The 25,703-nt window shown below is 66.5% G+C and carries 20 protein-coding genes; 2 read left to right on the forward strand and 18 right to left on the reverse strand.

Going from position 1 to position 25,703, the window contains the following annotated elements; translation table 11 throughout:
- The 18 genes from E5221_RS15655 to mdcA all read right to left on the reverse strand — a co-directional run bounded on the left by E5221_RS15655 (window position 1) and on the right by mdcA (window position 23,083).
- The gene (locus E5221_RS15655) at window positions 1-792 is read right to left on the reverse strand and encodes a hypothetical protein (protein WP_024087223.1); all 792 of its coding nucleotides are present in this window, start codon (window positions 790-792) and stop codon (window positions 1-3) included.
- Window positions 776-2,581: a GspE/PulE family protein gene (locus E5221_RS15660; protein ID WP_247845943.1), complete on the reverse strand. Its 1,806-nt coding sequence runs from the start codon at window positions 2,579-2,581 to the stop codon at window positions 776-778. Before E5221_RS15660 ends, E5221_RS15655 begins: the two co-directional genes overlap by 17 nt.
- A gap of 60 nt (window positions 2,582-2,641) precedes the next feature.
- On the reverse strand, window positions 2,642-3,175 hold the full coding sequence (locus tag E5221_RS15665) for a response regulator (protein WP_061552626.1): 534 nt from the start codon (window positions 3,173-3,175) through the stop codon (window positions 2,642-2,644).
- A gap of 248 nt (window positions 3,176-3,423) precedes the next feature.
- Window positions 3,424-4,065, reverse strand: coding sequence for a SurA N-terminal domain-containing protein (locus tag E5221_RS15670; RefSeq protein ID WP_013972866.1), 642 nt, complete (start codon window positions 4,063-4,065; stop codon window positions 3,424-3,426).
- 12 nt (window positions 4,066-4,077) lie between these two features.
- Window positions 4,078-5,562: an ABC transporter substrate-binding protein gene (locus E5221_RS15675; RefSeq protein WP_348984749.1), complete on the reverse strand. Its 1,485-nt coding sequence runs from the start codon at window positions 5,560-5,562 to the stop codon at window positions 4,078-4,080.
- 257 nt (window positions 5,563-5,819) lie between these two features.
- On the reverse strand, window positions 5,820-6,485 hold the full coding sequence (locus tag E5221_RS15680) for an SCO family protein (RefSeq protein WP_061552606.1): 666 nt from the start codon (window positions 6,483-6,485) through the stop codon (window positions 5,820-5,822).
- The gene (locus E5221_RS15685; RefSeq protein ID WP_015270598.1) at window positions 6,482-7,138 is read right to left on the reverse strand and encodes an SCO family protein; all 657 of its coding nucleotides are present in this window, start codon (window positions 7,136-7,138) and stop codon (window positions 6,482-6,484) included. The genes E5221_RS15680 and E5221_RS15685 overlap by 4 nt, the downstream gene beginning before the upstream one ends.
- Window positions 7,135-9,111 carry a YncE family protein gene (locus E5221_RS15690; RefSeq protein ID WP_061552607.1) on the reverse strand — a complete coding sequence of 659 codons (1,977 nt, stop codon included), beginning with the start codon at window positions 9,109-9,111 and terminating at the stop codon, window positions 7,135-7,137. Before E5221_RS15690 ends, E5221_RS15685 begins: the two co-directional genes overlap by 4 nt.
- 20 nt (window positions 9,112-9,131) lie before the next feature.
- Complete coding sequence (gene mnxG, locus E5221_RS15695) at window positions 9,132-14,978, reverse strand: manganese-oxidizing multicopper oxidase MnxG (RefSeq protein WP_247845944.1); 5,847 nt, start codon at window positions 14,976-14,978, stop codon at window positions 9,132-9,134.
- 630 nt (window positions 14,979-15,608) lie between these two features.
- Window positions 15,609-16,373 carry a malonate transporter subunit MadM gene (gene madM, locus E5221_RS15700; protein WP_024087229.1) on the reverse strand — a complete coding sequence of 255 codons (765 nt, stop codon included), beginning with the start codon at window positions 16,371-16,373 and terminating at the stop codon, window positions 15,609-15,611.
- A 2-nt stretch (window positions 16,374-16,375) separates the two neighbouring features.
- Window positions 16,376-16,798: a malonate transporter subunit MadL gene (gene madL, locus E5221_RS15705; protein ID WP_003258591.1), complete on the reverse strand. Its 423-nt coding sequence runs from the start codon at window positions 16,796-16,798 to the stop codon at window positions 16,376-16,378.
- Window positions 16,799-17,002: 204 nt separating this feature from the next.
- Window positions 17,003-17,923 (reverse strand): malonate decarboxylase subunit epsilon, encoded by a 921-nt coding sequence (mdcH, locus tag E5221_RS15710; protein WP_247845945.1) that lies wholly within the window; start codon window positions 17,921-17,923, stop codon window positions 17,003-17,005.
- Window positions 17,920-18,534: a malonate decarboxylase holo-ACP synthase gene (locus E5221_RS15715; RefSeq protein ID WP_061552610.1), complete on the reverse strand. Its 615-nt coding sequence runs from the start codon at window positions 18,532-18,534 to the stop codon at window positions 17,920-17,922. The genes mdcH and E5221_RS15715 overlap by 4 nt, the downstream gene beginning before the upstream one ends.
- A gap of 1 nt (window position 18,535) precedes the next feature.
- Window positions 18,536-19,327: a biotin-independent malonate decarboxylase subunit gamma gene (gene mdcE, locus E5221_RS15720; RefSeq protein ID WP_013972875.1), complete on the reverse strand. Its 792-nt coding sequence runs from the start codon at window positions 19,325-19,327 to the stop codon at window positions 18,536-18,538.
- Window positions 19,324-20,172 (reverse strand): biotin-independent malonate decarboxylase subunit beta, encoded by an 849-nt coding sequence (locus tag E5221_RS15725; protein ID WP_039615228.1) that lies wholly within the window; start codon window positions 20,170-20,172, stop codon window positions 19,324-19,326. Before E5221_RS15725 ends, mdcE begins: the two co-directional genes overlap by 4 nt.
- Window positions 20,165-20,464: a malonate decarboxylase subunit delta gene (locus tag E5221_RS15730; protein WP_247845946.1), complete on the reverse strand. Its 300-nt coding sequence runs from the start codon at window positions 20,462-20,464 to the stop codon at window positions 20,165-20,167. Before E5221_RS15730 ends, E5221_RS15725 begins: the two co-directional genes overlap by 8 nt.
- A 1-nt stretch (window position 20,465) precedes the next feature.
- Entirely contained in the window at window positions 20,466-21,422 is a 957-nt protein-coding gene (locus E5221_RS15735) for a triphosphoribosyl-dephospho-CoA synthase (RefSeq protein WP_247845947.1), read from the reverse strand.
- The gene (gene mdcA, locus E5221_RS15740; protein ID WP_061552613.1) at window positions 21,422-23,083 is read right to left on the reverse strand and encodes a malonate decarboxylase subunit alpha; all 1,662 of its coding nucleotides are present in this window, start codon (window positions 23,081-23,083) and stop codon (window positions 21,422-21,424) included. The genes E5221_RS15735 and mdcA overlap by 1 nt, the downstream gene beginning before the upstream one ends.
- Window positions 23,084-23,335: 252 nt before the next feature.
- On the opposite strand from mdcA, the gene E5221_RS15745 reads away from it, so the two are divergent.
- A complete protein-coding gene (locus E5221_RS15745; protein ID WP_061552614.1) occupies window positions 23,336-24,406 on the forward strand; it encodes an enoyl-CoA hydratase/isomerase family protein in 1,071 nt (356 codons plus the stop codon).
- Between the two features lie 16 nt (window positions 24,407-24,422).
- Window positions 24,423-25,574 (forward strand): acyl-CoA dehydrogenase family protein, encoded by a 1,152-nt coding sequence (locus E5221_RS15750; RefSeq protein WP_003258582.1) that lies wholly within the window; start codon window positions 24,423-24,425, stop codon window positions 25,572-25,574.
- Window positions 25,575-25,703: the final 129 nt, after the last annotated feature.

The raw sequence follows: 25,703 nt of genomic DNA on the forward strand, positions 1-25,703 counted from the left end.
TCAGGCCACCGCCCGCCACATGGCGCACAGCGGGTCGGCGTCGCTGGCCGGCTGGCACAGCTGCACCGCCGCCAGTTGCGGCACGTCACCCCGGCCCGGGGCATGCAGGTAGACCCGTGGCAGGTGCTCGCCGTACAGCTCGCAGGTACGCTCGATCAGTGCTTGCAGGGCCTGGTCACTGTCGGCACAACCTTGCGTCAGCACTTGCTGCCAGGCCCCGCCGGCGGCCAGCAGCAGCACGCTGCGGCGCGGTTCGGCCAGGACGAACAGGAAGTCGCCCTGCCCCAGCTGCGCCGAGCAGCGGTTGTAGGCGGCCATCAGGTACGGCTGTACCGAGCGCAGGCTCAGGTGGCTCTCCCGGCCCAGCGCCTGCAGCCGCTGCAGCAGGGCTTCGGGCAATGCCGTGGCGATGCGCGCGGCACCGGCCGGCTCGGGCGACAGCACGATGCGCCAGTCGTCCAGCGGCTGCCCGTAGAGGTTTTCGAAACAGGCCCGGGCGTAGGCGTCCAGCTCGCGCGGGTGGCTGATGGCATCACTCCAGGGCACCAGGCAGAAGCGGCTGTACCGGGCCGACAGCAGTACCCGCAACTGGGCACCGCGCACGGCATGCTCGGCCAGCAGCGTGGCCAGGGCGTCGACGGCGGCCTCCCAGGCCGGTTGGGCGGCATCGCAGGTAAAGTCGCGGCTGCCCAGCCATTGGTGGTGATTGGCGTGCCAGCTACCCAGGCCCACACCTTCGGCACCGAGTACGGCACTGTATCTGTAAGCGCCACGATCAGATGAATGTGACACGGTTGATCTCCTCGAGTGTGGTACGGCCATCCCGGACCAGGTCCAGAGCCGAAGCCCGCAGCAGGCGCAGGCCACGCTGGCAGGCGAGGTTCTTGATTTGCGACAGAGGGCGACGCTCGACGATCATCTGCCGCAGGTCGTCGTCCAGGTGCAGCAGTTCGGCGATGGCGCTGCGGCCGCGGTAGCCACTGCCACGGCACTGGCCGCAGCCCTGGGCGCGGACGAACTTCCAGCCGGCCACGCCCTCGCGGGTCAGGCCCGCGCCATACAGGGTGTCGTCATCGACTTCGCACGGCGTGGCGCAGTGCGGGCAGGCCAGGCGGATCAGGCGCTGGGCCAGCACCGCATTGAGCGCGGAGACGAAGCTGTAGGGGTCGACCTGCATCTGGCTGAAACGGCCGATCACATCGAACACGTTGTTGGCGTGGATGGTGGTGAACACCAGGTGGCCGGTGAGCGCCGACTGCACGGCGATTTGCGCGGTGTCCGGATCGCGGATTTCACCGACCAGGATCTTGTCCGGGTCGTGGCGCAGGATCGAGCGCAGGCCGCGGGCGAACGTCAGGCCCTTCTTCTCGTTGACCGGGATCTGCAACACGCCAGGCAGCTGGTATTCGACCGGGTCCTCGATGGTGATGATCTTGTCCACGCCGTGGTTGATCTCGCTGATCATGGCGTACAGGGTGGTGGTCTTGCCGCTGCCGGTGGGGCCGGTGACCAGGATCATGCCGTAGGGTTCGGCGGCCAGGCGGCGCAGGGCGCGCAGGGTTTCCTCGGCAAAGCCCAGGGCCTGCAGCTGCACGCCGCTGACCCGGTCGGACAGGTCCTGCTTGTCGAGCACCCGCAGCACCGCGTCTTCGCCGAAGATGCTGGGCATGATCGATACCCGGAAGTCGATTTGCCGGTCGCCCACGGCAACCTTGAAACGGCCGTCCTGGGGCACGCGTTTTTCGCCGATGTCCAGCTCGGCCATCACCTTGATGCGCGAGATCACCTGGTCGGCAAAGGCGCTGCCGCTGGCCTTGCCGGCGCCATTGAGCACACCGTCGATGCGGTACTTGATGGTCAGGCCCTGGCCGGTCATGCCCAGGTGGATGTCGCTGGCGTGCAGCTTGAGGGCGTCGTACAGGGTGGAGTTGACCAGCTTGACCACGCGGCTCTGGTCTTCGCTGATGCTGGCCAGCGACAGGCGCTGCAGCGGGTCGCTTTCGCTGCTGGTTTCGGCGTCGTGGTCAAGGGCGTCCACGGCGTGGAAGCTTTCTTCGTGGCGGGCCAGGAAGGTGGCCAGGTCGGCGGCGTGGGCCAGGTACAACGGTGCGCCTTGCAGCACGTCGTCGATCCAGGCCAGGCGGGCGTGGTCGAAGGGGTCGGCGAACACGCCCAGCAGTTGGCCACCCTGCTCGATCAGCACGAATTCACGCTTCAGGCACATCGCCAGGTTGACCTTGTCGAAGCGTGGGGTGCTGGCCAGCAGGGTGTGGCTGTCCAGCACCGGGTAATGCAGGGTCAGGCCCAGGCGCTGGGTGAAGGTGTCGGGGGTGTCGCAGGCCAGCTGTTCCAGGCGGGTGAGCAGGCGTTCGTCGCTGGTTTGCAGGCGGGCCTGGGCCAGCAGGTCGCGGGGGTAGGCAGAATATGCTTTTACCTGTGCCGGCCCTTTCGCGGGTAAACCCGCTCCCACAGGATTGCCGATTTCTTCAGAATTGCGGTGCCCCTGTGGGAGCGGGTTTACCCGCGAAGAGGCCGGTGCAGGCGGTGGAGCGTCCTGGGTTGCATCGAATGCTTCTGGCATGGCCTGCGACTCCGCTCAGGGGCGCGTCGCAGGCTGGCTCGGCCAGGGGTGCGGGCGCCGCTATTCCCCTGTGAGCAGTTGATCGTCGTCGGGCCCCGGGGGCTTGGCGCCGTTGCGGCGGCGGTCGGCCAATACCCAGCTTCCATCGTACAACTGCAGGGGGAACGATTCGTTCCTGTTCTGGCGTCGTTCGACAAACCCTTCAGCCGGGGTGTCCGTGGCCCTGCGCCGGCGCTCGATGCCCATCAGGTCGAAGACTGCACGGGCCAGTTCCACCAACGGGAACGGCTTGAACAGGACATGGCTCACACCCAGTTCGGCGGCCCGCTCACGCACCTCGACGGTGGGGTGGGCGGTAATCAGCACGAAGTGGCACTGCCTGTTCCTGCGTACGGTCTCCAGAACCTGAAAACCCTCCATGTCGGGCAAGCGGTAATCCAGCACGATCACTTGCGGTGCCAGGCTTGCAGCCTGCTCGATACCACTGGCACCGTCGTGGGCAACATGAACTTCCAGGCCTTGCGCCTGCAGGTACGCTTGCAGGTTCTGCGCAAGAGTCTGTTCGTCATCGACTACCAATACTCTGTTCACCAAGGTCGACTCCCAAGAACTGCCCGGTAACCCGGTCTGCGAAGTGCGCCCCTGTACAGGCTTGAGCAGGCTTCGTGCCAGGCGTGAAAAATCATGCTGCACCACTGTAGGTCATTGATTTACCAAGGGTACCGATCAAAATCCATAACGCGGGGGGCAGGCGCAACGGCCCGGTTCCCCACATGCGGGGAAACTGATGGCACACTGCCAGATCGTTATTCCCCATGATTGGGGAAACGCCATCAGTCACCTCAGTCGGCAATCTCCACGATAGCGGACGCACGCAAACGTTGGCGCACGGACTGGCGCGCCTGCGCCTCCCGCTGCCCGATGAGCGTGGCCCTGGCTTGAACCAGTCCCTGTTCGCGTATGACCGAAGGTTCGTCATTTTGTTTCTGCACTCCTTGCAGGGTTTCCAGGCTGGCATCGTAGAATGCCTCCACTTCGGCCTGGCTGGGCGCGGCGACAGCGCTGAGCTGGGCATACACCTGCTGCGCGGCCAGCTCGCGCCGGGTGTACTCATTGTACTGTGCCCTATCGAAGCCCGCTTCCGCCAGCCGCCGTTCAAAGATTGCCGGGCTGCCAAGCGCGGCCTCGACCTCGCCCACATGCGCCGACACCTGCTCGTCGCTGATGGCTATGCCGCGGCGCTGGGCCTCCTGCCACAACAGCTCCTTGTCGATCAGTTCATTCAGTGCCTGGTCGCGCAGGCGCTGGTACAGGTTCGGGTTGCGGATGCTGGCCACCGCGCGGCCCTGGGCATCCAGGTATTCGCTGAAATAGCGCTCCAGGCGCATCGTCTCGATCTCCACACCATTGACCCGCGCCGCCGGCATATCGGCCCAGCTTGCCTTGGCCAACACCTGCAACAGGCACAACAACAGAACGCGCATGGCAACCTCCGCTCAAGGGCTGTCCGGCAGTGGCCGGTACGGGGTGACCGCGGTGAAGCGCGGCCCGGGCAGGGCCACCGCCACCACATGGGCACCGGCCATGCCCTGGCGGCGACCGGGGCCGAAGCCCAGGGCCGGGGTCAGGCCGGTGGGCACATCATGCAGGCCTTCCAGCGCGGCAATCAGCTGCTCGCGGCTGGTGTCGCGGCCTGTCTGCTTCAACGCTTCACTCAGCAGGCGCAGCGCGCACAGGGTGTTGACCTGCAACGACGCCTGGCGAGGGTCGAGGCCCTGACGCTGCTGCAGGCCGGCCAGAATCGCCTGGCCCTGTTCGGTCCAGTCCCCAGGCACGTAGGGATAAGCCAGGAACACCCGTTGCGACCAGAACTCGGGCAAGCGCGCCACGGCGCCGGTCACCTGGCTGGAGGCGGCAAACAGGTACGGCTGGCGGCCGGCTGACTGCAGCGCCGAAGCCAGTTCGGCAAAGGCCTGGGCACGGCCGAGGAAGACAATGCCCTGCCCGTCCACGGCCTGGCCAGCAAAGGCCTGGGCCGCAGGTGGTGACCAGCCCTGCTGCTGAAGGCGTTCGCGCACCTGTTCGGCCAACGCCGCTTGTTCATTGCCGGCATACACCACACGCAGGTCGTTGGCAGCCAGCCCCAGCGCCGCGCGGGCGTGGCCGGCCAGGCTCAGCAATTGCGCGGGCAAGCCGGGCAACGGGTCGAAAATCTGTGGGCTGCCGCCGCTGCGTGGGGTACTGCCGATCAGCGGTACATTGTGGGGCGCCAGCAAGGTTGCCAGGCGCTGGTCGAGCATGGGTACCAATGGCGCGATCAGGGCGAACACCTGCTCCTGCTCCAGCAACTGCTTCAGCGCCCCTTCGGCGCTGGCCGGGTCGGATCCCGGGTCGAACACCACCAGCTCCAGGCGTCGCCCGTGGATGCCACCCTGCTGGTTGAGTTGCGTCAGGCCGTCTTCCAGCACCGCACGCACCACCTGCCCGGCCTCGGTCAGCGGGCCGGATGCCGGCAGCAAGGTCCCCAGGCGCAGCACGCCTTCCTCCACGCCGGGGTCGCGCTCCTGGGCCAGGCGCTTGAGGTAAGCCGTGAGGTTGCGCTGGTCGGCCAAGGTGAGTTCGAAGCGCGGCATGGCCGGGTCCAGGCGATTGCCTGCCGGGTCGACGCCGTGCTGAATCGCCCGGGCCAGGCTGCTGTCGGTGTAGGCCGGATAGCGGCGGCCGTTGACCTCGCGTTCGCCCTGGCCTTGCGCCAGGCGCTGCCAGTCGAGGCTGGGCGGGCGTACGCCCCCTTCGGCACGGCCGCGGCCATCGTTGCCGTGGCAGCTGGCGCAGGGCAGCACGCTGGCGGGGACAGTCATGTCGCTGGCGCCGACCCGGGCTTGCAGTTGTGCGTCGCTGCTGGAGACGCCCTGGCGGTAGAGGTGTTTGCCGGCTTGTTCATGTTCGGTCAGGTCCAGGGCGAGTGCACCGCTGCACATGGCAATGCCTAATGCGAATGCCAGATAGCGCAGCACTGCTTCAATACGGACGCGAATCCCTGTAGGAGCGGCCTTGTGTCGCGATCGGGCGCGCAGCGGCCGCAGGACCGGCGAATGTGTTTCATCAGGTACTCCGGGTATGCCGGTTTTACGGCCGCTGCGCGCCCGATCGCGACACAAGGCCGCTCCTACAGGGATTCGCGCCGGGATTCGCGCCAAATTTGGCGTGGGCATTGGCGAAGTACTGCGCATGATACTCACCGCCCTGCCAAAGGCAGTGCCAGCAGCTGCATGCGCTGGGCAATCGCCGCCGGCGGTGCATCCGGGCGGATCTTGCTCCAGCGCTTGCCGGCCACATCGCCGGCAATCAGCTGTGTCGAATGCTGCTCGGGGCTGGGCAGGAACTGGCCGATGCGCCCGAGCACCAAATCGACATTGGCCTTGTCACCGGTCAGGAACAACCAGTTGGGCCCATCCACGCCCTGCTTCCCGGCAAACGCCTTGAGCACTTCGGGGGTGTCATTGAGCGGGTCGCTGCTGATCGACACGAAGGTCACCTGGCTGGCCAGCTGCGGCCCCATGGTCTCGCGCACTTCGCGCAACTTGCGGGTAATCAGCGGGCAGGCGTCGGTGCAATGGGTGAAGATCACGTTGAGCATCACCACCTTGTCCTTGAGCACATCGCTGTAGAAGCGCAGCTCGCGGCCATTCTGGTCCTTGAGCACGGTGTCGGTGAACCAGGCCTGGGCATCGCGGGTACCGCCGCCACTGGTCATCGCCTGCGGTGCCGGCTGCGGTTCTGGCGCCTGCGGGGCATGGCCTTCATGGGCGAACGCCACCGAGGCGAGGATCCACAGGCAGCCACCCAGCATCAGCCAGTCAAAAGCGCGCATGCCTGCGCGGCGGGAGCTTACCTGGCTCATGGTTGCACCTCGTGATGGTCAGCAATCGCCGTGCTTTTGGCATGCACCCGGCGGGCGCCTAGGCGGTTGATTTCGTCGATCAGCACTGCCGGGTCGGTGAAGCCGTAGTAGCGCGTCCAGTGGCCGGTGCGCCCGTCCCCCACCAGAATCAGCGGCGGGTGCTGGCTGAGGTCGGCGCTGAAGCTGCCCAGGCCCTTGAGGGTTTCGCTGATGGCATATGGCGTGCCGGTCAGCCAGCTCCAGCCCGGCCCCTTCTGGAAGGCCTTGGCGTAGTCCTGCAGGCGCTTGGCGTCGTCACGTTGCGGGTCGACGCTGATCGATACCAGGTGAATGTCTTGCCCCACCCGGCCACCCAGTTGCTGCTGGACCTTGCCCATGATCGACGACACCACCGGGCACACCGTGGTGCAACTGGTGTAGATAAAGCCCATGACCACCAGGTGGTCGCCCACCAGGTCTTTTTCCAGGCGTACCGGCATGCCGTCCTGGTTCAGCAGTGAGACATCGGCAAAGCGCACGCTGGCCTTTTCCTGGCGCGCCGCCGGCGGCTGTTCGGCGTGGCCGTTGTGGTCGTGGCCGCCATGGGCCAGGGCCAGGTTGCCGGCAAAAGCCAGGCTCAGGGCCAACAGTGTGCAAGCATGCTTGGCGTTCATCGCAGATTCCTCACGTCATTATCGAAAGCGGTGGACGTTGCGGCCGGCAGCACGCGCAGGCTGGTGTAGTTTTCTTCGGCAAACTTGCGCCCCAGCGACGGCGACTGCACGTGCAGGTACCACGCGCCAGCTTCGGGCAGGGTCAGGGCCGCCTCATAGATGCCCTCGCCCACCTCCTCCAGCTGCAGGTTGCGTGGCATCGACGAAGGCGCCAGGAAGTAGCGCAGGCTCAGGTCGCTCAGACCCAGGCGCGGCAGGCCGTCGTCGCCGACGATGCGCACCCGTGCGGTCACGGCGCTGTGTTGCGACAACGGCCGGTCCAGGCCGATGAACTCGGCATGTGCGCCCTTGCGCTTGCCGGCATTCGGCGCTGCGACCACATCGGTGCTGAAGCAGTGGATGATCTGCGGCTGGTTGAGCAAAAAGGCCACGTCGAACTTGCCGGCGGCGGGCATCTTCACCGTCGAGCCATACACGCCCGGCGCCAGTTCGCGCAGGCTGCGGTCGACGACGATGGCGGCACGGGCCTGGTGGCCACGGTTGTTGTAGCCGGACATCGGTGCGTTCATGCCTTCGGCGTAGAAGTAGGTGGTGTTGTCCACCGGGTTGACCACGAACACCGAATTGTCATCGCGCGACACCGACAGCCCCTGAGCCAGCGGCAGGTCGCCAGCCTGGCGTGGCGCCGCCGGGCCGGCCTCGAAGCCCTGGATGATCGGCGAACGCCCTTCGCCCAGGCTGGCCAGGTTGATCATGCTCACCTTCGGTGAAGCCAGGCCGCGCACGTAGGCATAGCCCTTGGTGAAAGTCAGCTGATACGGTTCGGCCGCCACCGGGATCCGGTGGATCAGCTTGTCGGTACTGGCGTCGATCACCAGGGCCTGGTTCTCCAGGGTGTTGAGCACGATGCCATAGCGGCCATCGCTGCTGAAACGCATCGGCCCCAGGCCCTGCTCGGCCTGGACCGTGTGGCGCAGCTGGTGGTTGCGGGCATCGAACACGCGCACGCTGCCCTCCTCGCCATCGACCACGTACACCGCCTGGGACAACGCCGAATAGCTGACCGACAGCGGGTGCGGGCCAACCTTGATGGTCTTGGCCAGGCGCATTTCCGGGATGTCGATCACGCTCAGGGTGCCGCTGTCGCGGTTGCTGACATAGGCGTAGCGGGAGTCACCACTGAAGGCGATTTCGTGGTGGCCGCCGCCGGTGTTGAAGGTTTTCAGGGTGTTACGCCCCGGTACGTCTATCACCGTTACCCCGCCCTTGGCCGGGTCGCTGCTGTTGTTGCCTACCCAAAGCCGGTGCTGGTCCGGTTGCAGGGCCACGCGCAGCGGCTGGTCGCCAGCGTCCAGGTCGGCCACGCGGGTGAAGGTCTCGGTGTCGATCACCGAGACCTTGCCGCGCTCGGGAATGGACACGAACACCTGCCTGTCGTCAGCGGTGGCTACCCAGTCCATGGGCCGTCCAGGCAGGTCGATGCGGGCCATGGTGCTGGTGACGCCGCCCACCGATACGGTTGGGTCGATCACCGTCAGGCTGGCGTCCTTGTTCATCATCAACAGGAAGTAACTGTTCAGGTCGAGCAAAGGCCGGGCGCCAATGCTGCTTTTGAGGAACAGCGCGACACGGGCCTTGCAGCTCTGGTCGCGGTCGCCCTCCGGGGCCGACTGCGTCGGGTCGAGCCACGCCCCCGGGGCCATGCCCGACAGCGGTTGGCCACTGGCCTGGTCGCTGACCTTGAAACGGATGTTGGCGAAGCTGCCCTCCTGCAACTGATCCCCCGCCAGCGGCCGGGCCTCGAACTCCACGGTCACACCGTCGCGGCTGAGCCGATGCGGGGCCTGCGGGTCGGCAGAGCCCTGCAAATACTCGCGCGGATCGCACCACAGGCTTTCATAGGCCACGCCCAGGCCGATCAGCGCTGCCCCCAGTGCTACCCCCATGCATGCAAGGCGGGTCTTCTTGTTCATTTTCGCGCCCCCATTTACCGTCACTGCGCCGGTGCCGTTGCCGGCGGCGCTTCATTGGTCACCCGCAAGATCCCCCACAGCCCCGAGAGGTTGCCGTAGGCGGCGTAGTCGCGGAACAGGTAGTCACCCGCCACCGCGTTGGCGCCGCCGGCACTGGGCAGCATGAAGCTGAAGTGCGCGGCCGGCAGCACGCTTTCCTGGGCACCGATGTACATGGCCATCGGGTTGTAGCCGAAGCGCACCGAGCCGATGCCAGGCAGGCTCAGCGGGTAGCCGTCCACGTCGTTCTTCTCGGCCTGGTAGTTGTGCAGCGGCCACAAGTGGCCATCCAGCTGGTAAACCATGCCGCGGCTGCCACCACTGGGCATCACGATATGGTTGCGCACCGGCTGGCCGGGTTTGGCGTACAGCACCGGGGTTTGCGGGTCGCCACCGACCAGGGCGTTGGCGTAGGCCATGTGGGCATTGGGCACATCGCCAAAGCCCAGGCCACCGGCGCGGCCGAAGGGTGAGTCGGGGGCCATGCCGAAGCGCAGCCACAGGGGTTCGGTCTTGTAGTTGACCGCCATGTTGCCGTTGTCCTGCGGGTCGCCGGCGGCGCCGTTGCCTTCGGTATTGATGCCCTCCACCGGGCGGCCGTCGGCCCAGCGCATGTTCAGCGCACGCTGCCAGACCGTGACGAAGTCGCGGTAGTCGGGCTGGCCGGTGACCTTGACCGTGGCCTGGGCCCGTGTTGCGCTGTCCTCGGTCCAGGTGGCGGTCTGTGGCAGGATGCTCATGGCACCCACCAGGCCTTTCTGCGGCTGCTTGATGAAGTCCGACGGGGTCAGGTTGAGGCCGCCGAACTCGATGGCCGTGGTGTTGATGTTGTCCACCGTGCGGCCCAGCTGCGACACCGGCTTGCCTTCACGCTCCAGGTGGCCGGCATAGTACTGGTAGGTACGGGTCGGCCAGGCGCCACTGGTGCCGGCACGCGGGGCTACGGTCTGCACCGGGTTGAGGCCGACGTTGGCGCCATCGGACTTGGTGATGTCGTAGGCCAGCAGCTGGGCATGCAGGCCCACGTGGCTGGACGGCCGCATCAGGTTGTTGGCAAAGGCGGTGGCACCCTCGCTGTCGAAGCGGTCACGCTTGACCACGTTGTGCATCACCGCAGTGCTGGGCAGGTCCGGCATCACCAGCGGCAGGCGGTTTTCCAGGGTGATGCTGATGCACTCGCCGGCATTGGCGCGCAGCACCAGTGGCTCCACGGGCACGCCCGCCTTGAGCTTGCCGGTGGTGGCGTCCAGGTCGGCCTTGCGCACGTACAGGATCGCGGTCGGGTCGTGCAGCGGCGCGCTGTGGCCACCAATGGTGAAGGGTTCCCCATCTTCGGGGTCTACCCCACTGACCAGCGGGATGGCGGTCTTGCGGCTGTTGAACACCAGGGTGCCGCCATTGGCCTTGAGCGGGCCGCCGACATGCTGGCCGACACCGGCCGGGTCATTGATGCTGACGCCGTTGCGGTTCTCGAGGATGTCGTTGGCCAGTGCCGCGACGATTTCGTAGCTGCGCTTGACCGTGGAGCGGCTGCCGATGCCGTTGGGGTTGGCCGTGGTTTTCGGGCAGATGCCGTCGAAGTTGACGGTGTTGCGCATGGCCACCGGCTGCGGGTTGTTGGGCAGCGGGAACAGGTCGGCACGCTGCGCGGTGTAGTTGCGCATGATGCCCCAGATGCCGTTCCAGTAGCCCTCCAGGGCCGCGTCCAGGGAATACAGGTAGTCACCGTTGGTGGCCGCCGAACTGGAGATCATCGACACCGGCGCCATGAAGCCCAGTTGCTCGGAAATACCGATCATCTGCGATGACTTCCAGCCCGAGTTGGAGCTGTTGCCGTAGCCGGTGCCGTTCTGCAGCCACTTCACGCCATGCAAGGTGACGTTGTGCTCCTCTTCATGGCCGCCGGCGTGCATGCGCAGGCGTACGTTGTCACCGGAGTAGGTGCGCAGCATCGGGGTAAACGGGTCGCCCGGTTCGCTGCCGGCCGCGTTGATGTGCGGCGGGAACAGCGTGGTGCCGCCGGTGGGGCCCACGGCCGAAGTAATCGCCGACGGAGCCAGGTTCATGGCCGGAATCGCCCGGTCGGTACGGGTTTGCAAGGCATAGCTGAGGTCGCCGGCCAGGCCGTCGGCCTGCATGCCACGCTTGCCGTCCGGGCCGACCTTGTTCGGGTCGTACACACGCAGGGCCAGGGGCTCGTTGCGGTAGTTGACGACGAACATGCCCGGGTCATCCACCGAGATTGCCTGCGGGCAGGGCCGGCTTGGGCAGCCCGGGTTGATGCCACCGCGTTCCTCGACGATGGCCTCCAGCAGGTTCGACGCCTTGCCGCGCACCGGCGGGTTGATGGCGTAGCGGAAGCTGTCGGCGGTGGCCGGGTACGACTGGGCATTGGGGATGCCGTCCGGCCCGGCGCCGACGTACACACCGGCCTCGTAGGCGTGCTGGAAGTCGCTGTATTCCAGGAAGAACTCGCGGTAGCTGTCGTTCTTGCCGTCGCCATCGTGGTCACCGGTCTGGATCACCGCCTGCCACGAGGTCGGGCCACCGTCCTGGCGCGTGGCCGGGTTGTACAGCTTCTCGCCGGTTTCGGCGTGGTACCAGGTGGAGTTGGCTGGTTCGGCCAGTACGGTGGCATACAGCCCAAGCTGCTGGTGGGTCGATGGGCCGAGGTGGTCGTGGGTGAAGATGGTGCCCAGGCCACGGTCGACGTTGTACACGTTCACCAGCGGGTCGGCGAACCAGCGCTGCATGGCCGTGCGTGCGCCCAGCCAGTCGGCCCGGCCGAAGCGGCCGAAGTATGGGTGCTGCCGGGCTTGCGGGCAGGCGGCGGTGCCGTCGCGGCTATCGCCCTGGGTGCAGCCGTTGTAGGCACGAATGGCCTGCACCCGCTCGACCACGCTGCCGGGCGAGAGGATGCCGTCTTCGTAGTTCCAGCCGTTGGCCGAGCCGTCGGCGGCGGTCAGGTCCCACTTGGGCAGGTGGATGTGCTGGCCGATCACGTCGGTCGGGGTGCGCACCTGGTAGTCGTCCATCTCGTAGATGTTCGGGATCAGGTTGGTGTGCTGGTACATGGTGCAGTCGAAGGTGTTCATGCGCATCACCAGTGGCTCTGGCGGGCGCTGCTTGGTGATCACCGGCCAGGCGTCCTCCCACAGGGCGATGATGCGGGCCTGCGGGAAGTGGTAGCCGACCTTGTTGTACACCGCGTCGAACTGGATGTTGGCGCCCTTGTAGATGCGTGGGTGGTCGGCGGTGAAGGCCGAGGAGCCCCGGAAGTTCAGGCCCGAAAGGCTTTCGCCGCTGAAGAACTCGCCTACCCCGGAAGACTGGGTCAGGCGTTTGCCCCGGTCATCCATGCACGGCTCGTAGAACGGCGCGCCGGCAGTCGGCAAGGCGCCGTTGGTGCGGAACGCCTTGGCCACCGGCTGGCTGCCGGGGATCAGGGCAAAGCTTTGGTGTTCGGCCTGGGCATGGAACTGCATGGCCGCCTGCTCGACATCGGTGCCCTCTTCGGGCAGGTAGATGGGCTTGGCCTTTTGTACCACCTTGGTGAAATCGAGCTTGGTGGTGATGGTTTCAGCCTCGCCACCTGCAGATACGCCGTCCAGCGCGTGGCGCCCTAGGCCGCCATCCCAGCCATCGACCTGGTTCGGGTCAAGGTTGGCCCACAGCGCCTTGCCGCTTTCCTTGAGCTGGCGTGCCATGGCCGGGTCGAGCATGTCCAGTGGCGGGGTTGGTGGGCGGTTGCCCACGCTGCTTTCCATGCCGCCGATCCAGAACGGATAGCCAGGGTTTTTCAAGGTGCCGTCGGCGTTGCGGTTGGCGTCACTGCGGTCGACCAGCGCCAGCGAGCCGATGGCCTTGCGAACCGGCTCCTGGTTGGCTGGTTCTTCATCCTCTTCTTCTTCGGGCTCGTCGTCGTCATTGGCGGCAACCAGCTCTTCGGACAGCTTCGGTACAACCACCACCTTGCCTGGCATCGGCGCCATGGCCTTGCCGGGCAGCGGCACGATGGCCGGGATCGGCGTACCCGCAACGATCTCGCCATCGGGCAAGGCCCGCGCGCCAACCGCCGGCTTGCCGCTGCGCAGGGCGAACGGGGTGCTGTGGAAGCCGTTCTCGCCCTGCCCGCTCACTTCCAGGCGGGTGCCTTCCTCGAACACGTCGTGCACCCGCCACATGGCCCACATGCCCTGGGCGAAGTGCGGGTAGAAGTGGCAATGGTAAATGGCATCGCCTGCCACCCGGTTGCGGTTGCCCGCACCGCCGTTGGCGATTTCGTAGGTGTAGCCGACCCCCGCGCCGATGCCCTGGGCATCGATGTAGTCGGAATTGTCGTCATTGGGGTTGAACAGCCACTGGTGGCCGTGCAGGTGGAAGATGTGCTGTTCATGGCCGTTGTGGGTGTTGCGGAACTTGGTGAAGTCACCAATGTAGCTGTGGTGCACGTTGGCCGGTTCCGCCGGGAACAGGGCCATGCTGGCCTTGACCCCGACGGCGCTGGCCGGTGGCACCTCGCCAGGGCGAATGTGCTCCAGGCCGACGTTGGCCGGCACGTCCACCAGGGTACCGACGTCACCGACAGTGTGCGCACTGAGGAAGAACTCCTCGTAGGCGCACGACAGGCAGTCGTGCATCGGCCCCACGCCCAGCCGGTTGGCCACCACTTCCGCGCCCATGCCACCGGAACCGTAGTTGATCATGAACGAGTCGCGGGTGGGTTCCAGTACGTGGCCCATCACCGGGTCGGCCCAGTAGCCCGGGAACGCCTGGGTGCCGGCGACCTCGTCGGCGAACTGCGAGGCGAAGTCACGGAACGCCTCCAGGCGGTTGGGCAGCGCCGGGTTGCGCTTGCCCAGGTTTTCCAGCGGGTAGGTGGATTTGGGGAAGCTGCCATCGGGGTTGGGGCCCATGACGATGGCATCGGTTTCGCTGTTGATGATTTCGTTGCCGTCGACCATGGCAATGATCGGTTTGCCGGCCTTGCCCTCGGCGATCCAGGGTTGCATTTGCGGGTAGCGGGCTTCGTAATCGATTACCGGCTGACCGGTGGCGGTGCGGCCGGTGGTGGCCAGGCGCATTTCTTCTTCGGTGAGGGTATTGCGGTAGGTGCGGCCGAGCTTGGGCACTACCACTACCTGGCCGAACAGGCCGTTGGCAACGTTGCCCGCAGTGCCCTCGCCGCCGAACGTGGCGGCTTTGCTCGTGGCGGCGAAAGCGCCTTCGCGTTCGGCGTACAAGGTATAGCTGCGGGTGCTGCCGGGGCTGACGAAGAAGTTGCCGTTACGCCCGGTGTAGGCCGAAATGTCGGCGATGCTGTTGACCGCCTGCATGCCGTTGACCTGGAAGCCGACCATGCGCTCGGCCACCTGCTCGTCGGCGACGAAGCCTTCGGCGGCTTCATTTTCGAGCTCCGGCCCCTCCCCTTCGCCCTCAGGCTCTTCGGCCTCGATGCCGTCCTTGTTGGGGTTGGCCTTGTAGTCGAGCAGGTTGGTCAGGTTGACGGTAAGGCATTCACCGGCGGCCACCCGCAGCACGATGGGCCGCGGGCGCTTGTCCGGGCGCAGGGTGACCTTGCCCGGTACCGCCGCCCCGCCGCTGCTGAGGGGGACCATCTTGTCGTCCACCACATCCTCGCGCAGGGCGAACATCATGCCGTTGGCGTTTTGCGCGCCAAGGCGGTTGAACATCAGTGGCTGGTCCAGCGCCACAACGTTGGCGACGAGGGTGCGCTGGCACTGCACGGCGGCTTCGCTGGTCGACTCCCAGCCGAGCAAGGCCAGAACGAGTGATGACAGGATGGGGCCTTTGAGTGGCATGGACATGCTGCACCTCCGGGACACAGGATCTCTGCGTGGAGCTGGAGCAAGGTGCATGCCAGGAGCAGATTGCTTTAATTTTCAGTAGGTTGCAGCGGCAAACGAAACAGATTGGGGAGGATTCCCCAGCGGCTTTCCCCGAAACGGGGGGGTGGGTTGCGGGTGTTCGTCATGAGATTTTCAGTGTCTGGGAGATCGAGCGCCGCCCGCGCGGCGCTTCGCAGCACAAGGCTGCTCCTACATCTGTTTCGGGCCAATTATTCCTGAGGCAAAGGCGCGCGGCCCCTTGGCGTCCACCTCGATATCGTGCCGGACAAACAAGGCGGTCGCGCGCGTTGGCACAGGCGTTACTGGCCAGAAACAGATGTAGGAGCAGCCTTGTGCTGCGAAGCGCCGCGCGGGCGGCGCTCGATCTCACAGGCGCTGAAAATGCAGTGCCGGACACATGGCAGCCCTGACCCCAACCTCTCGACCTACACCCCACAGCCAACAAGGCCATCACCTGTAAGACATTTCTGAACATGAAACCAAATACTTCAGAAACGACCCGCTTAGGAATTATCGGGGCCGCGTTGCGGCCCGATCGCGACACAAGGCCGCTCCTGCAAGGGGTCTGCGCAGTCCAGGGGATTGATGTCACCCAACCAGGGCGCGTACGCAGAAGTACAGGATCGACGGGCCCATCAGGCAGCCCAACCCGGTATGGAAGGTGGCTGTCAGGGCCCCGTACGGCACCAGGCGCCGGTCGGTCGCCGCCAGCCCGGCCGTCACCCCCGACACCGTCCCCGCCAACCCGCCGAACACCATCGCCGAACGTGGGTTGTCCAGCGCCAGCAGGCGCGCCGATACCGGGGTGAACACCATCACCAGGATCGCCTTGATCAGCCCGGTGGCAATCGACAGTGCCATCACGTCCGAACTGGCCCCCAACGCTGCCCCGGTCACCGGTCCGACGATATAGGTCACCGCACCCGCACCAATGGTGGTCATGCTCACCGCATCACGGTAACCGAAGGCGTAGGCCACCGCAGCGCCGACAATGAATGGCAGCACCGTGCCGAGCAGCAGCGCCACCGCGCCGATCATCCCGGCCCTGCGCGCCTCGGTGGCCTGCACCTCGAAGGCCGTGGCGACAATGGCGAAGTCGCGCAGCATGGCCCCGCCCATCAGGCCGATGCCGGAGAACAGCGCCATGTCGGCCAGGCCTTTCTGGCCACCGGTAATGGTGCCGCCGACCCAGGCCAGCACCAGGCCGATGACGATGGCGATGGCCGAGCCGTGCACGCGGCCGAAGGTCAGGTACTTCGACAGCACCACCGACAACCACATGATCGCGCCCACCACCGCAAAGGCAGTGATCAAACCGTTATGTTCCAGGGCATTGTCAATGATTGGCCACATGATCAACGCCCTCCTGCAGGGGCGGCCTGCACATTGCTTTCGGGGCCGGCCTCCACTGCCGGCAGGGGTTCGCCGCGGTGGCTGCGGCTGATCAGGGCAATGGTCGCACCGCACACCAGTACCGCACCCACCGCCGCCAGCAACGCCACCGGCCCGCCGTGCAGGGCCGTGACCACGTTCTGCTGGGCAGCCATGGCCACCACCACCGGGATGTACATGGCGCCCCAGAAGCCCACGCCAAACTCGCATTCCTTGCTCATGCCGCCGTTGCGGTGCATGTACAGGCGTGCGCAGATCAGCAGGATCATGGCGATGCCGACCCCGCCCACATTGGATTTGACGCCCAGCAGCACGCCCAGGAAGTCGCCGACGATGACGCCGGCAAGCGTGCAGACCGCCAGCAGTGCCACACCATAGATGATCATTGTTGTTGTCCTCAGGTAGTGTCGAAGTTGCTTGTTGTTGTTCTTCGTAAACACACTTTTGTGCAGCTTTTGCCCCCATGGAACTGAACTCTGTGGGAGCGGCTTTAGCCGCGAACACCGGCGCAGCCGGTGCCATGCACCGCGTTGGATTCTTCGCGGCTAAAGCCGCTTCCACAGGGGTCGCCATCCGCCGCAGTGCCGCTGTCATCGTTCGTCGGCCACCTCCTGGCGCAGCAGCGCATCCAGGGTGTCCCAGCGGGTGCCTTCAACAGCAACCACCCTGCCCTGTTCGAACACCGGCCGGGCCAGCCCGCCGAGCACGTTGCCGGGCGGCAGTTCCAGGTGCAGGCGCACGCCACGCTCATAGGCGTTGCGCAACGTAGCACGCCAGTCGACCACCCGCGCCATGTTGCCGGCCAGGTCGTCGCGCAGACGCTGTGGGTCGAATATCGGTCGAGCGCTGCTGCCGCTGAGGTAGGTGATACGCGGTCGCTGCAGCTCGACCGTGGCGAAGGCACTGGCCAGTTCGGCCGCCGGGCCATCCAGCAACGGGCAATGCGACGGCACGCTGACCGCCAGGCGCCGGGCAACGCCATGGCCCAGGCGGCGTGCCTTGGCGGCAACCGCAGCCATCGCACCATCGCTGCCGGCGATGACGATCTGGTTGTCGCTGTTGAGGTTGGCGACATACACCTCGCCGCCCGTATCGCTCAACAAGCGTTCGACACAGGCCAGGTCCAGGCCGCTGAGTGCGGTCATGCCGTAGCCTTGCGGATAGGCGCGCTGCATCAGTTCGCCACGCAGGGCAACCAGGCGCACGGCATCGGCAAAGCCCAGGGCGCCCGCCGTGACCGCCGCCGGGTAGGCGCCAATCGACAAGCCCGCCACGTAATCCGGCGCGGGGCTGCGCTGCATCAGCCAGCGCGCCCAGGCCACGCCAGCCAGCAGCAGGCACAGCTGCACGGCACGGGTCGTCTGCAGGGCCTGCTGGCTGTCCAGCGCCAGGGCCTGCTGGCCGAGGGTGTCACTGGCCTCTTCCAGCAATTGCCCGGCCCCCTCAGGCAGGCGCTGCAGCATGCCCACCTGCTGGGCGCCCTGGCCGGGGAAGGCGAACAGGCTGCTCATGCGGCACGCTCCATCGCTGCCCATGGGTCGCTGACCAGGCGTGGGCCATGGGCCGACTTGAGCAGCACGCGGCGGGCGAAGCCGGCCCACTCACGCAGGGCGACGGCACCCGCCGGGGTTTCCAGCTGCAGGTCGATACGACAAGGCGCGCAATCGAGGATATCCAGCAGCTCACGCGCCTGCGCCCGGGCCAGCGGTTGTGGCGTGCGCAGCAGCAAGTCCAGGTCGCTGTCGGCGTGTACCACCTCCATACCGGTGGCGATCTGGTACCCCACCCCACCTGTCGGCCCCCAGGCCAGGCCGCTGGCATCCAGTACCGGGGCGACCGAGGCCAGGGCCTGCAATGCAGGCCAAGGGCTCTCAGCTTGCCAGCGCAGCACTTCGGGGCCTTGCTGACACTGGATATCGGCCAGCCGCATCAGTACACCCGACCGCTGCGCCCTGCCCTGGCCACGCAGCCCCACCGCCACCCAGCCATTCGCACAGGTGGCACGGCGCACCACCACCGGCTGGCCGCTCAGCAGCACATCCTGCGCCCAACGCGGCGCATCAGCAGGCAGGCCCGATACGGGCATGCCCCAGAGCAGGTCGTGCGGCCTTGGCGCGTTCATCTCAAGCGCCCTGCCATTGGCGGCGCAGCTGTTCGCGCACCTGGCGCGAGGCGCTGCGGTTTTCGCCCGCCAGCCGCGACGACAGGTCGCTCGAGCTGCCGATGTCGCGCACCGCATCTGCCAGGCAGGCACGTACCTGGGCGATGTCGGCACTGCTCGGCGTCTCGGCGTTGTCCACCGTCAGGCGGCGCCACAGCAGGCCCAGCGAAGCGTAGCTGGCCAGGTCGTAGGCCATCGGCGGCACCTCGGCGGCCAGGGCTTCCAGTTGCTCGACGCTGCGCAGGGTGATGCGCGCTGCCGCCGCCTTGCCCATGGCGTGCACCATGACCCCGGCATCATCCAGGGCGATCAGGCGCTGGGCCTGGTAACCGTGGGCCAGGAAGGCACCAGACATGGCCTTGCCGACCAGCAGGCCGATCACCGGGTGCCCGGCCAGCCGTGCCTGGGCATAGGCCTGCACCGAAGCGGCCAACGCCTGATGAATCCCCAAGGCTTCCTCACGGCGGCCATAGGCCTGACTGGGCACGTCGATCACCGCGACGATGGCGCGCTTCTGACCGTGGCGGTCAGCCTCGACCGCTTCGCTCACAGCCTTGGCCAGGCCCCAGCCTTCCAGCAGGCCGACTTCGCCCGAGCGCGCACGAGGGAACGGGTTGTCGGCGTCCGGCACCACGGCGATGAAACGCGCCAGGCGGTTGTCCAGTTCGCCGTCGATTACCCGCAACGACGCGGGGTAGCCGGGCAAGGCTTGCCCACCGGCGAGGCCCGGCAGCCAGTTCAAGGCACGGTTCATTTGGCTTCTCCTTGGTACAGGTCACGCACGGCAGCGGCATCCAGTTGCGTGCAGTCATCGCCCAGCCGGGCCAGGCGTTCGAGGAACCAGGCGTGTTGACCGGCGCGATCCCTTGAAGGCTCGTCGAGCAATTGCAGCAAGCGTTCGCGCAACGCCTCGATGTCATCGGCCACACAGGCATCGACCAGGCCGCTGGCGTGGCGCTGCTCGCCGCCGGTCAAGCTCCAGATGAAGGGGCGGTCCTTGGCGTCGTATTCACCGATGCCCGCTTCCTGCTCGATCACTTGCGGGCCGTTGAGGCCCAGGCGGGCCTCGCGGGTGACCAGCAAGTGGCTGCAAAGGCCAGCGGCGATGGACATGCCGCCGAAACAGCCGACCGAACCTGCGACTAGGCCGACCACCGGCTGCCAGGCCCGCAGCTCGACAATCGCCGCCTGTATTTCGGCAATCGCCGCCAGCCCCAGGTTGGCTTCCTGCAGGCGTACACCGCCGGTTTCCAGCAGCAGCACGGCGCAGGTGGGGATGCCGTTGCGGTTGTCTTCGATGGCCAGTTCCAGCGCACCGGCGATCTTGGCCCCTCCCACCTCGCCCATGCTGCCGCCCTGGAAACTGCCTTCGATGGCAGCGACCACAGCGTTGCGCCCGTTCAGTAGACCCTTGGCGATGACCACGCCATCATCGGCCTGGGGCACGATGCCCTGGCGCGGCAGCCACGGTGACATCAGCCGGTCGAACGGCCCCAGCAGTTCACGGAAGCTGCCCGGGTCGAGCACGGCGCGGGCGCGCTGGCGGGCGCCCAGTTCGACAAAGCTGCGGCTGTGCAGCAAGCGCGCGATATCAGTCATGGGCGATCTCCTCGAAGCCTTGCTCCAGGCGCAGGCGCACCACGCCTGGGGTGGCGCCGAAATCATGGATGTCGATGTTCACGGCCGGCCAGGTGCGGCCCTCGAACAGGCGTTGGAACAGCTGCGCCCAGCGGGCAGCGCTGCCGTTGACCGAAGTCACCACCTGGATTTGCAGGCTACCGGCGGTGCCGGGTTCGATCAGCACTTCAAGGTCGCCGGAGCTGACGCAGCCCACCAGCGTGCGGCTACGCCCAGGGGCGGCGGCGGGGAATTGAAAGGTCAGGGTCTCCATGTCACAGGCTCCCGGCTTTGTCGAGGAACAGGCAGGCGGCCAGCAGATCGGCGGCGCCGCCCGGTGAGGCATTCAGGTGCAGCAGGTGCTGGTCCAGCCGGCGCAGCTGTCGGCGCCCGGCCAGCGTGGCGCTGCCGCCTTCGCTCAGCACGCTACGGGCGCCGTGCTGGACGGCAGCCAGCCCGGTCGGGCCGCTGCGCCAGAGCACGCAGGTATCGTTGAGCACGGCCATGATCGCCAGCAGCGCGTCGAGCCGGGCGTGGGGCTCGCTGGCACCGGCGGCGCGGCTGCGCTGCAGTTGTGGCAGGCCGTGACCGATAACCGCCGGGAAACCTTGTTGCGCCTGTTCGCGGGCGCCGCCAGTGCCATAGCGGCGGCGTACCTGCAGGCCATGGCTGTCCTGGGTGGTCATGGCGGGGTCGTCGAACAGTGCGATGCGCCCGGCACGGGCAGCCAGGGTGTTGGTATCGGCCTGGGTGTCGAGGGCCTTGGATGCTACCAGCAGGCCGAGGGCCCAGATTGCGCCGCGATGGGTGTTGACCCCACCGGTCGCGGCCAGCATCACAGCCTCGCCTTCGCGGCCGAGCTGGCCCAGGGTGGCGCGCAGGGGCTGGCCGAGGGTGCCGATGGCCTGGGCGGCTTCGGCCATGTTGCGCAGGCATGGCCACAGGGCCAGGGCCGAGGCATGCATCAGGGCCAGGGTCATGTCGTGGTGGGCGCCATTGCCACGGCGGTCGACCAGGCCGGGTTTGGGGGACAGGTCGGCTTCGTCGATCAGGGCTTCCACGGCCAGGTCGGCCAGGTGATCGGCCAGGGGTAATACGGTTGCCTGTGCTGGCCTCTTCGCGGGCACGCCCGCTCCCACAGGGACCGCGCAATCTTCAAGTGCATCACTTTCCCTGTGGGAGCGAGCATGCTCGCGAAGAAGCCCACGCGGTTGCAAGTCAAGTGCTTTCATCACCAGCTCCTGAAGCGTGCAGGCGGGTTGTAGAGGCCGCCGGACCATTCGACCAGGTCGGCGATGCTGCGCGCGGCCAGCAGTTCGCGGCTGGCGTCAGTGCGGCGGATGCCGAGGTCTTCAGGCAAGGCGACCAGGCCCTGCTGGCGCAGGCGCTGCGTGTCCTTGGGGTCGTGCCGCAGGCCGATGGCGGTAACCCCGGCCACGGCGGCGATCATCTGCTGGCGCTCTTCCAGGCTGCGGGCCTTGTACAGGTAGGCAATGCCCTCCTCGGTCAGCAGGTGGGTGACGTCGTCGCCATAGATCATCACCGGCGCCAGCGGCATGCCGGCTTTCCTGGCCACTTCCACGGCATCGAGGGTTTCCACGAAGGTGGGCTTGCCGCCTTCCTGGTAGGTCTCGACCATCTGCACCACCAGCTTGCGACCGCGTTCGAGCATGGTTTCCGGCACGGTCATGTCAAGCCAGGCCGGGGTCGCGTGACGCCGGCCACGGGGGTCGTGGCCCATGTTCGGGGCACCGCCGAAGCCGGCCAGGCGGCCGCGGGTCACGGTCGAGGAATGGCCATCGCCATCTACCTGCAGGGTGGCGCCGATGAACAGGTCGACGGCGTACTGCCCGGCCAGCTGGCACATCATGCGGTTGGAACGCAGCGAACCATCACGGCCGGTGAAGAAAACGTCCGGGCGCTGGGCGATGTAGTCCTCCATGCCCAGCTCGGTGCCGAAGCAGTGCACGCTTTCCACCCAGCCGGTCTCGATGGCCGGGATCAGCGTCGGGTGCGGGTTGAGTGTCCAGTTGCGGCAGATCTTGCCCTTCAGGCCCAGGGACTCGCCATAGGTGGGCAGGATCAGCTCGATGGCGGCGGTGTTGAAGCCAATGCCATGGTTCAGCGACTGCACCTGGTGCTTTTCGTAGATGCCGCGAATGGCCATCATCGCCATCAGCACATGCACCGGCTTGATGTGGCGCGGGTCGCGGGTGAACAGGGGCTCTATATAGAAAGGCTGGTCGGCAACCACCACGAAATCGACCCAGGATGCCGGGATATCGACCCGTGGCAGGTCATCCACGCGGTCCACCAGCTGGTTGACCTGGGCAATGACGATGCCGTCGCTGAACGCAGCCGGCTCCACCAAGGCCGGGGTGTCTTCGGTGCTGGGGCCGGTGAACAGGTTGCCGTCGCGATCGGCCATGAAGCCAGCCACCAGGGTGACGTTGGGGATCAGGTCGACCAGCAGCCGCGAGTACAGCTCGATATAGGTGTGGATGGCACCGACTTCGAGCAGGCCGTCTTCCAGCAGTTGGCCAATGCGCAGGCTCTGCGGGCCGGCGAACGAGAAGTCGAGCTTGCGGGCTATACCACGTTCGAACAGGTCGAGGTGCTCGGCCCGGCTGACGCTGGGCATGATCATGTGCAGTTCGTGCAGGCGCGCAGGGTCGACCTTGGCCAGCGCGCGGGAAAGGAAGTCGGCCTGCTTCTGGTTGTTGCCTTCGAGCACTACCCGGTCGCCGGGAGCCAGCAGCAGTTCCAGGGCTTCGACGATACGCTCGGTGGGCAGCACCACGCCGTCGGCGAGGTGGCGGACCCGGTCAAGGCGGCGCTGCTTTTCGGCGCGCCGCCGCGACCATTGCGGCGGTGGATTCTTGGTTGTTGTCATGGTGACTCCACGGGTTCGCTGTCGTGGGGTCACCTTAGGGCTGGGGTGGTGGGGGGATCAATCAAGCTACTGGCGCTTTCGTTACTGTCAGGTTAATGATTGGAGCGCGCTACCTTCAGGCAGGGCAAAAATGCACGATGCCCTTGCACAATTGTCGATTGTGCAAGGCAAATTCGCATGACAGGATCCTGCGATCCTCCAGCGAACTCCAGACTTCACTTGGAAAATCAATAACAAAGCAGGGAGAACGCAATGACTGCGCACGCTCATACCTCGGCAACCGACCATGTGCTGGCCGAGGTCCGCAACCAGATCGGCCATCTGACCCTGAACCGCCCCGCCGGCCTCAATGCCCTGACCCTGGACATGGTCCGCAGCCTGCGCCAGCACCTCGACCAGTGGGCCGAAGACCCGCACGTGCACGCCGTGGTACTGCGTGGCGAAGGCCCGAAAGGGTTCTGCGCCGGTGGCGATATCCGCTCGCTGCACGACAGCTTCAAGGCCGGCGAAACGCTGCATGAAACCTTCTTCGTCGAGGAATACGCCCTCGACCTGGCCATCCACCGCTACCGCAAGCCGGTGCTGGTGCTGATGGACGGCTTCACCCTCGGTGGCGGCATGGGCCTGGCCCAGGGCTGCGACCTGCGCGTGGTCACCGAACGCAGCCGCCTGGGCATGCCCGAAGTGGCAATCGGCTACTTCCCGGATGTGGGTGGCAGCTACTTCCTGTCGCGCATCCCTGGCGAGCTGGGCACCTACCTGGGGGTCAGCGGCGGCCAGATCCAGGCAGCCGATGCACTGTACTGCGGCCTGGCCGACTGGTACCTGGCCAGCGACCAGCTGGCAGCCCTCGACCAGGGCCTGGACCAGCTGCACTTCGGCGACCAGCCACTCAAGGACCTGCAGAACCTGCTGGCCAGGCTCGGCACCCAGGTGCTCGACGATGCGCCGCTGGAAAAACTGCGCCCGGTCATCGACCACTTCTTCGCCCTGCCCGACGTGCCCGCCATCGTCGAGCAACTGCGTGCGGTGAGCATTGGCGACAGCCATGCCTGGGCGGTAGCCACCGCCGACCAGCTGGAAAGCCGCTCGCCGCTGGCCATGGCGGTTACTCTGGAGATGCTGCGCCGGGGTCGCCACCTGAGCCTTGACGACTGCTTTGCAATGGAGCTGCACCTGGACCGCCAGTGGTTCCAGCACGGCGACATCATCGAAGGCGTGCGCGCGCTGATCATCGACAAGGACAAGCAGCCACGCTGGAACCCGCCGACCCTGGCCGCACTGCAACGCCAGCGGGTCGACCAATTCTTCGAAGGCCTGTGAGCCCGGGAGTACACAGATGCAAGACCTGGAACTGAGCGAAGAACAGATCATGATCCGCGACATGGCCCGGGACTTTGCCCGTGGCGAGATCGCCCCGCATGCCCAGGCCTGGGAAAAGGCCGGCTGGATCGACGATGGCGTGGTGCGCAAGATGGGCGAACTGGGCCTGCTGGGCATGGTGGTGCCGGAAGACTTTGGCGGCAGCTACACCGACTACGTCGCCTACGCCCTGGCGGTGGAAGAGATCGCCGCCGGCTGCGGTGCCACCGGAGCGATGATGAGCATCCACAACTCGGTGGGCTGCGGCCCGCTGCTGGCCTACGGCACGGCCGAACAGCAACAGCAGTGGCTGCCACGCCTGGCCACCGGCGAGGTGATCGGCTGCTTCTGCCTGACCGAGCCACAGGCCGGTTCCGAGGCGCACAACCTGCGCACCCGCGCCGAACTGGTGGATGGCCAGTGGGTGATCAACGGTGCCAAGCAGTTCGTCAGCAACGCTCGCCGCGCCGGCCTGGCCATCGTCTTCGCGGTGACCGACCCGGAGCTGGGCAAAAAGGGCCTGTCGGCGTTCCTGGTGCCCACCGACAATCCGGGCTTCAAGGTCGATCGCAGCGAGCACAAGATGGGTATCCGCGCTTCCGACACCTGCGCGGTCACCTTCGACAACTGCCGCATCCCTGCCGCCAATATCCTCGGTGAGCGTGGCAAGGGCCTGGCCATCGCCCTGTCCAACCTCGAGGGTGGCCGTATCGGCATTGCTGCCCAGGCACTGGGCATTGCCCGCGCCGCGTTCGAGGCGGCGTTGGCCTACTCGCGTGATCGGGTGCAGTTCGGCAAGCCGATCAACGAACACCAGAGCATCGCCAACCTGCTGGCCGACATGCAGGTGCAGGTGAATGCCGCGCGCTTGCTGATCCTGCATGCCGCACGCCTGCGCAGCGCCGGCAAGCCGTGCCTGTCGGAAGCTTCGCAGGCCAAGCTGTTCGCCTCGGAGATGGCCGAGCGGGTGTGTTCGATGGCGATCCAGGTGCATGGCGGGTATGGCTACCTGGAGGATTACCCGGTCGAGCGCTACTACCGCGATGCGCGGATCACGCAGATCTATGAAGGGTCTAGCGAGATCCAGCGGATGCTGATTGCGCGGGAGTTGAAGCACTACCCGCTTTAAAACCTTGCGCGATCCCTGTAGGAGCGGCCTTGTGTCGCGATAGGGCCGCATGGCGGCCCCAGCAATTTGTGCATCGAAGCTGACATCCTGGGGCCGCTTTGCGGCCCTATCGCGACACAAGGCCGCTCC

The sequence above is a fragment of the Pseudomonas sp. A2 genome (assembly GCF_023100865.1).
GTDB classification, from domain to species: domain Bacteria; phylum Pseudomonadota; class Gammaproteobacteria; order Pseudomonadales; family Pseudomonadaceae; genus Aquipseudomonas; species Aquipseudomonas asiatica.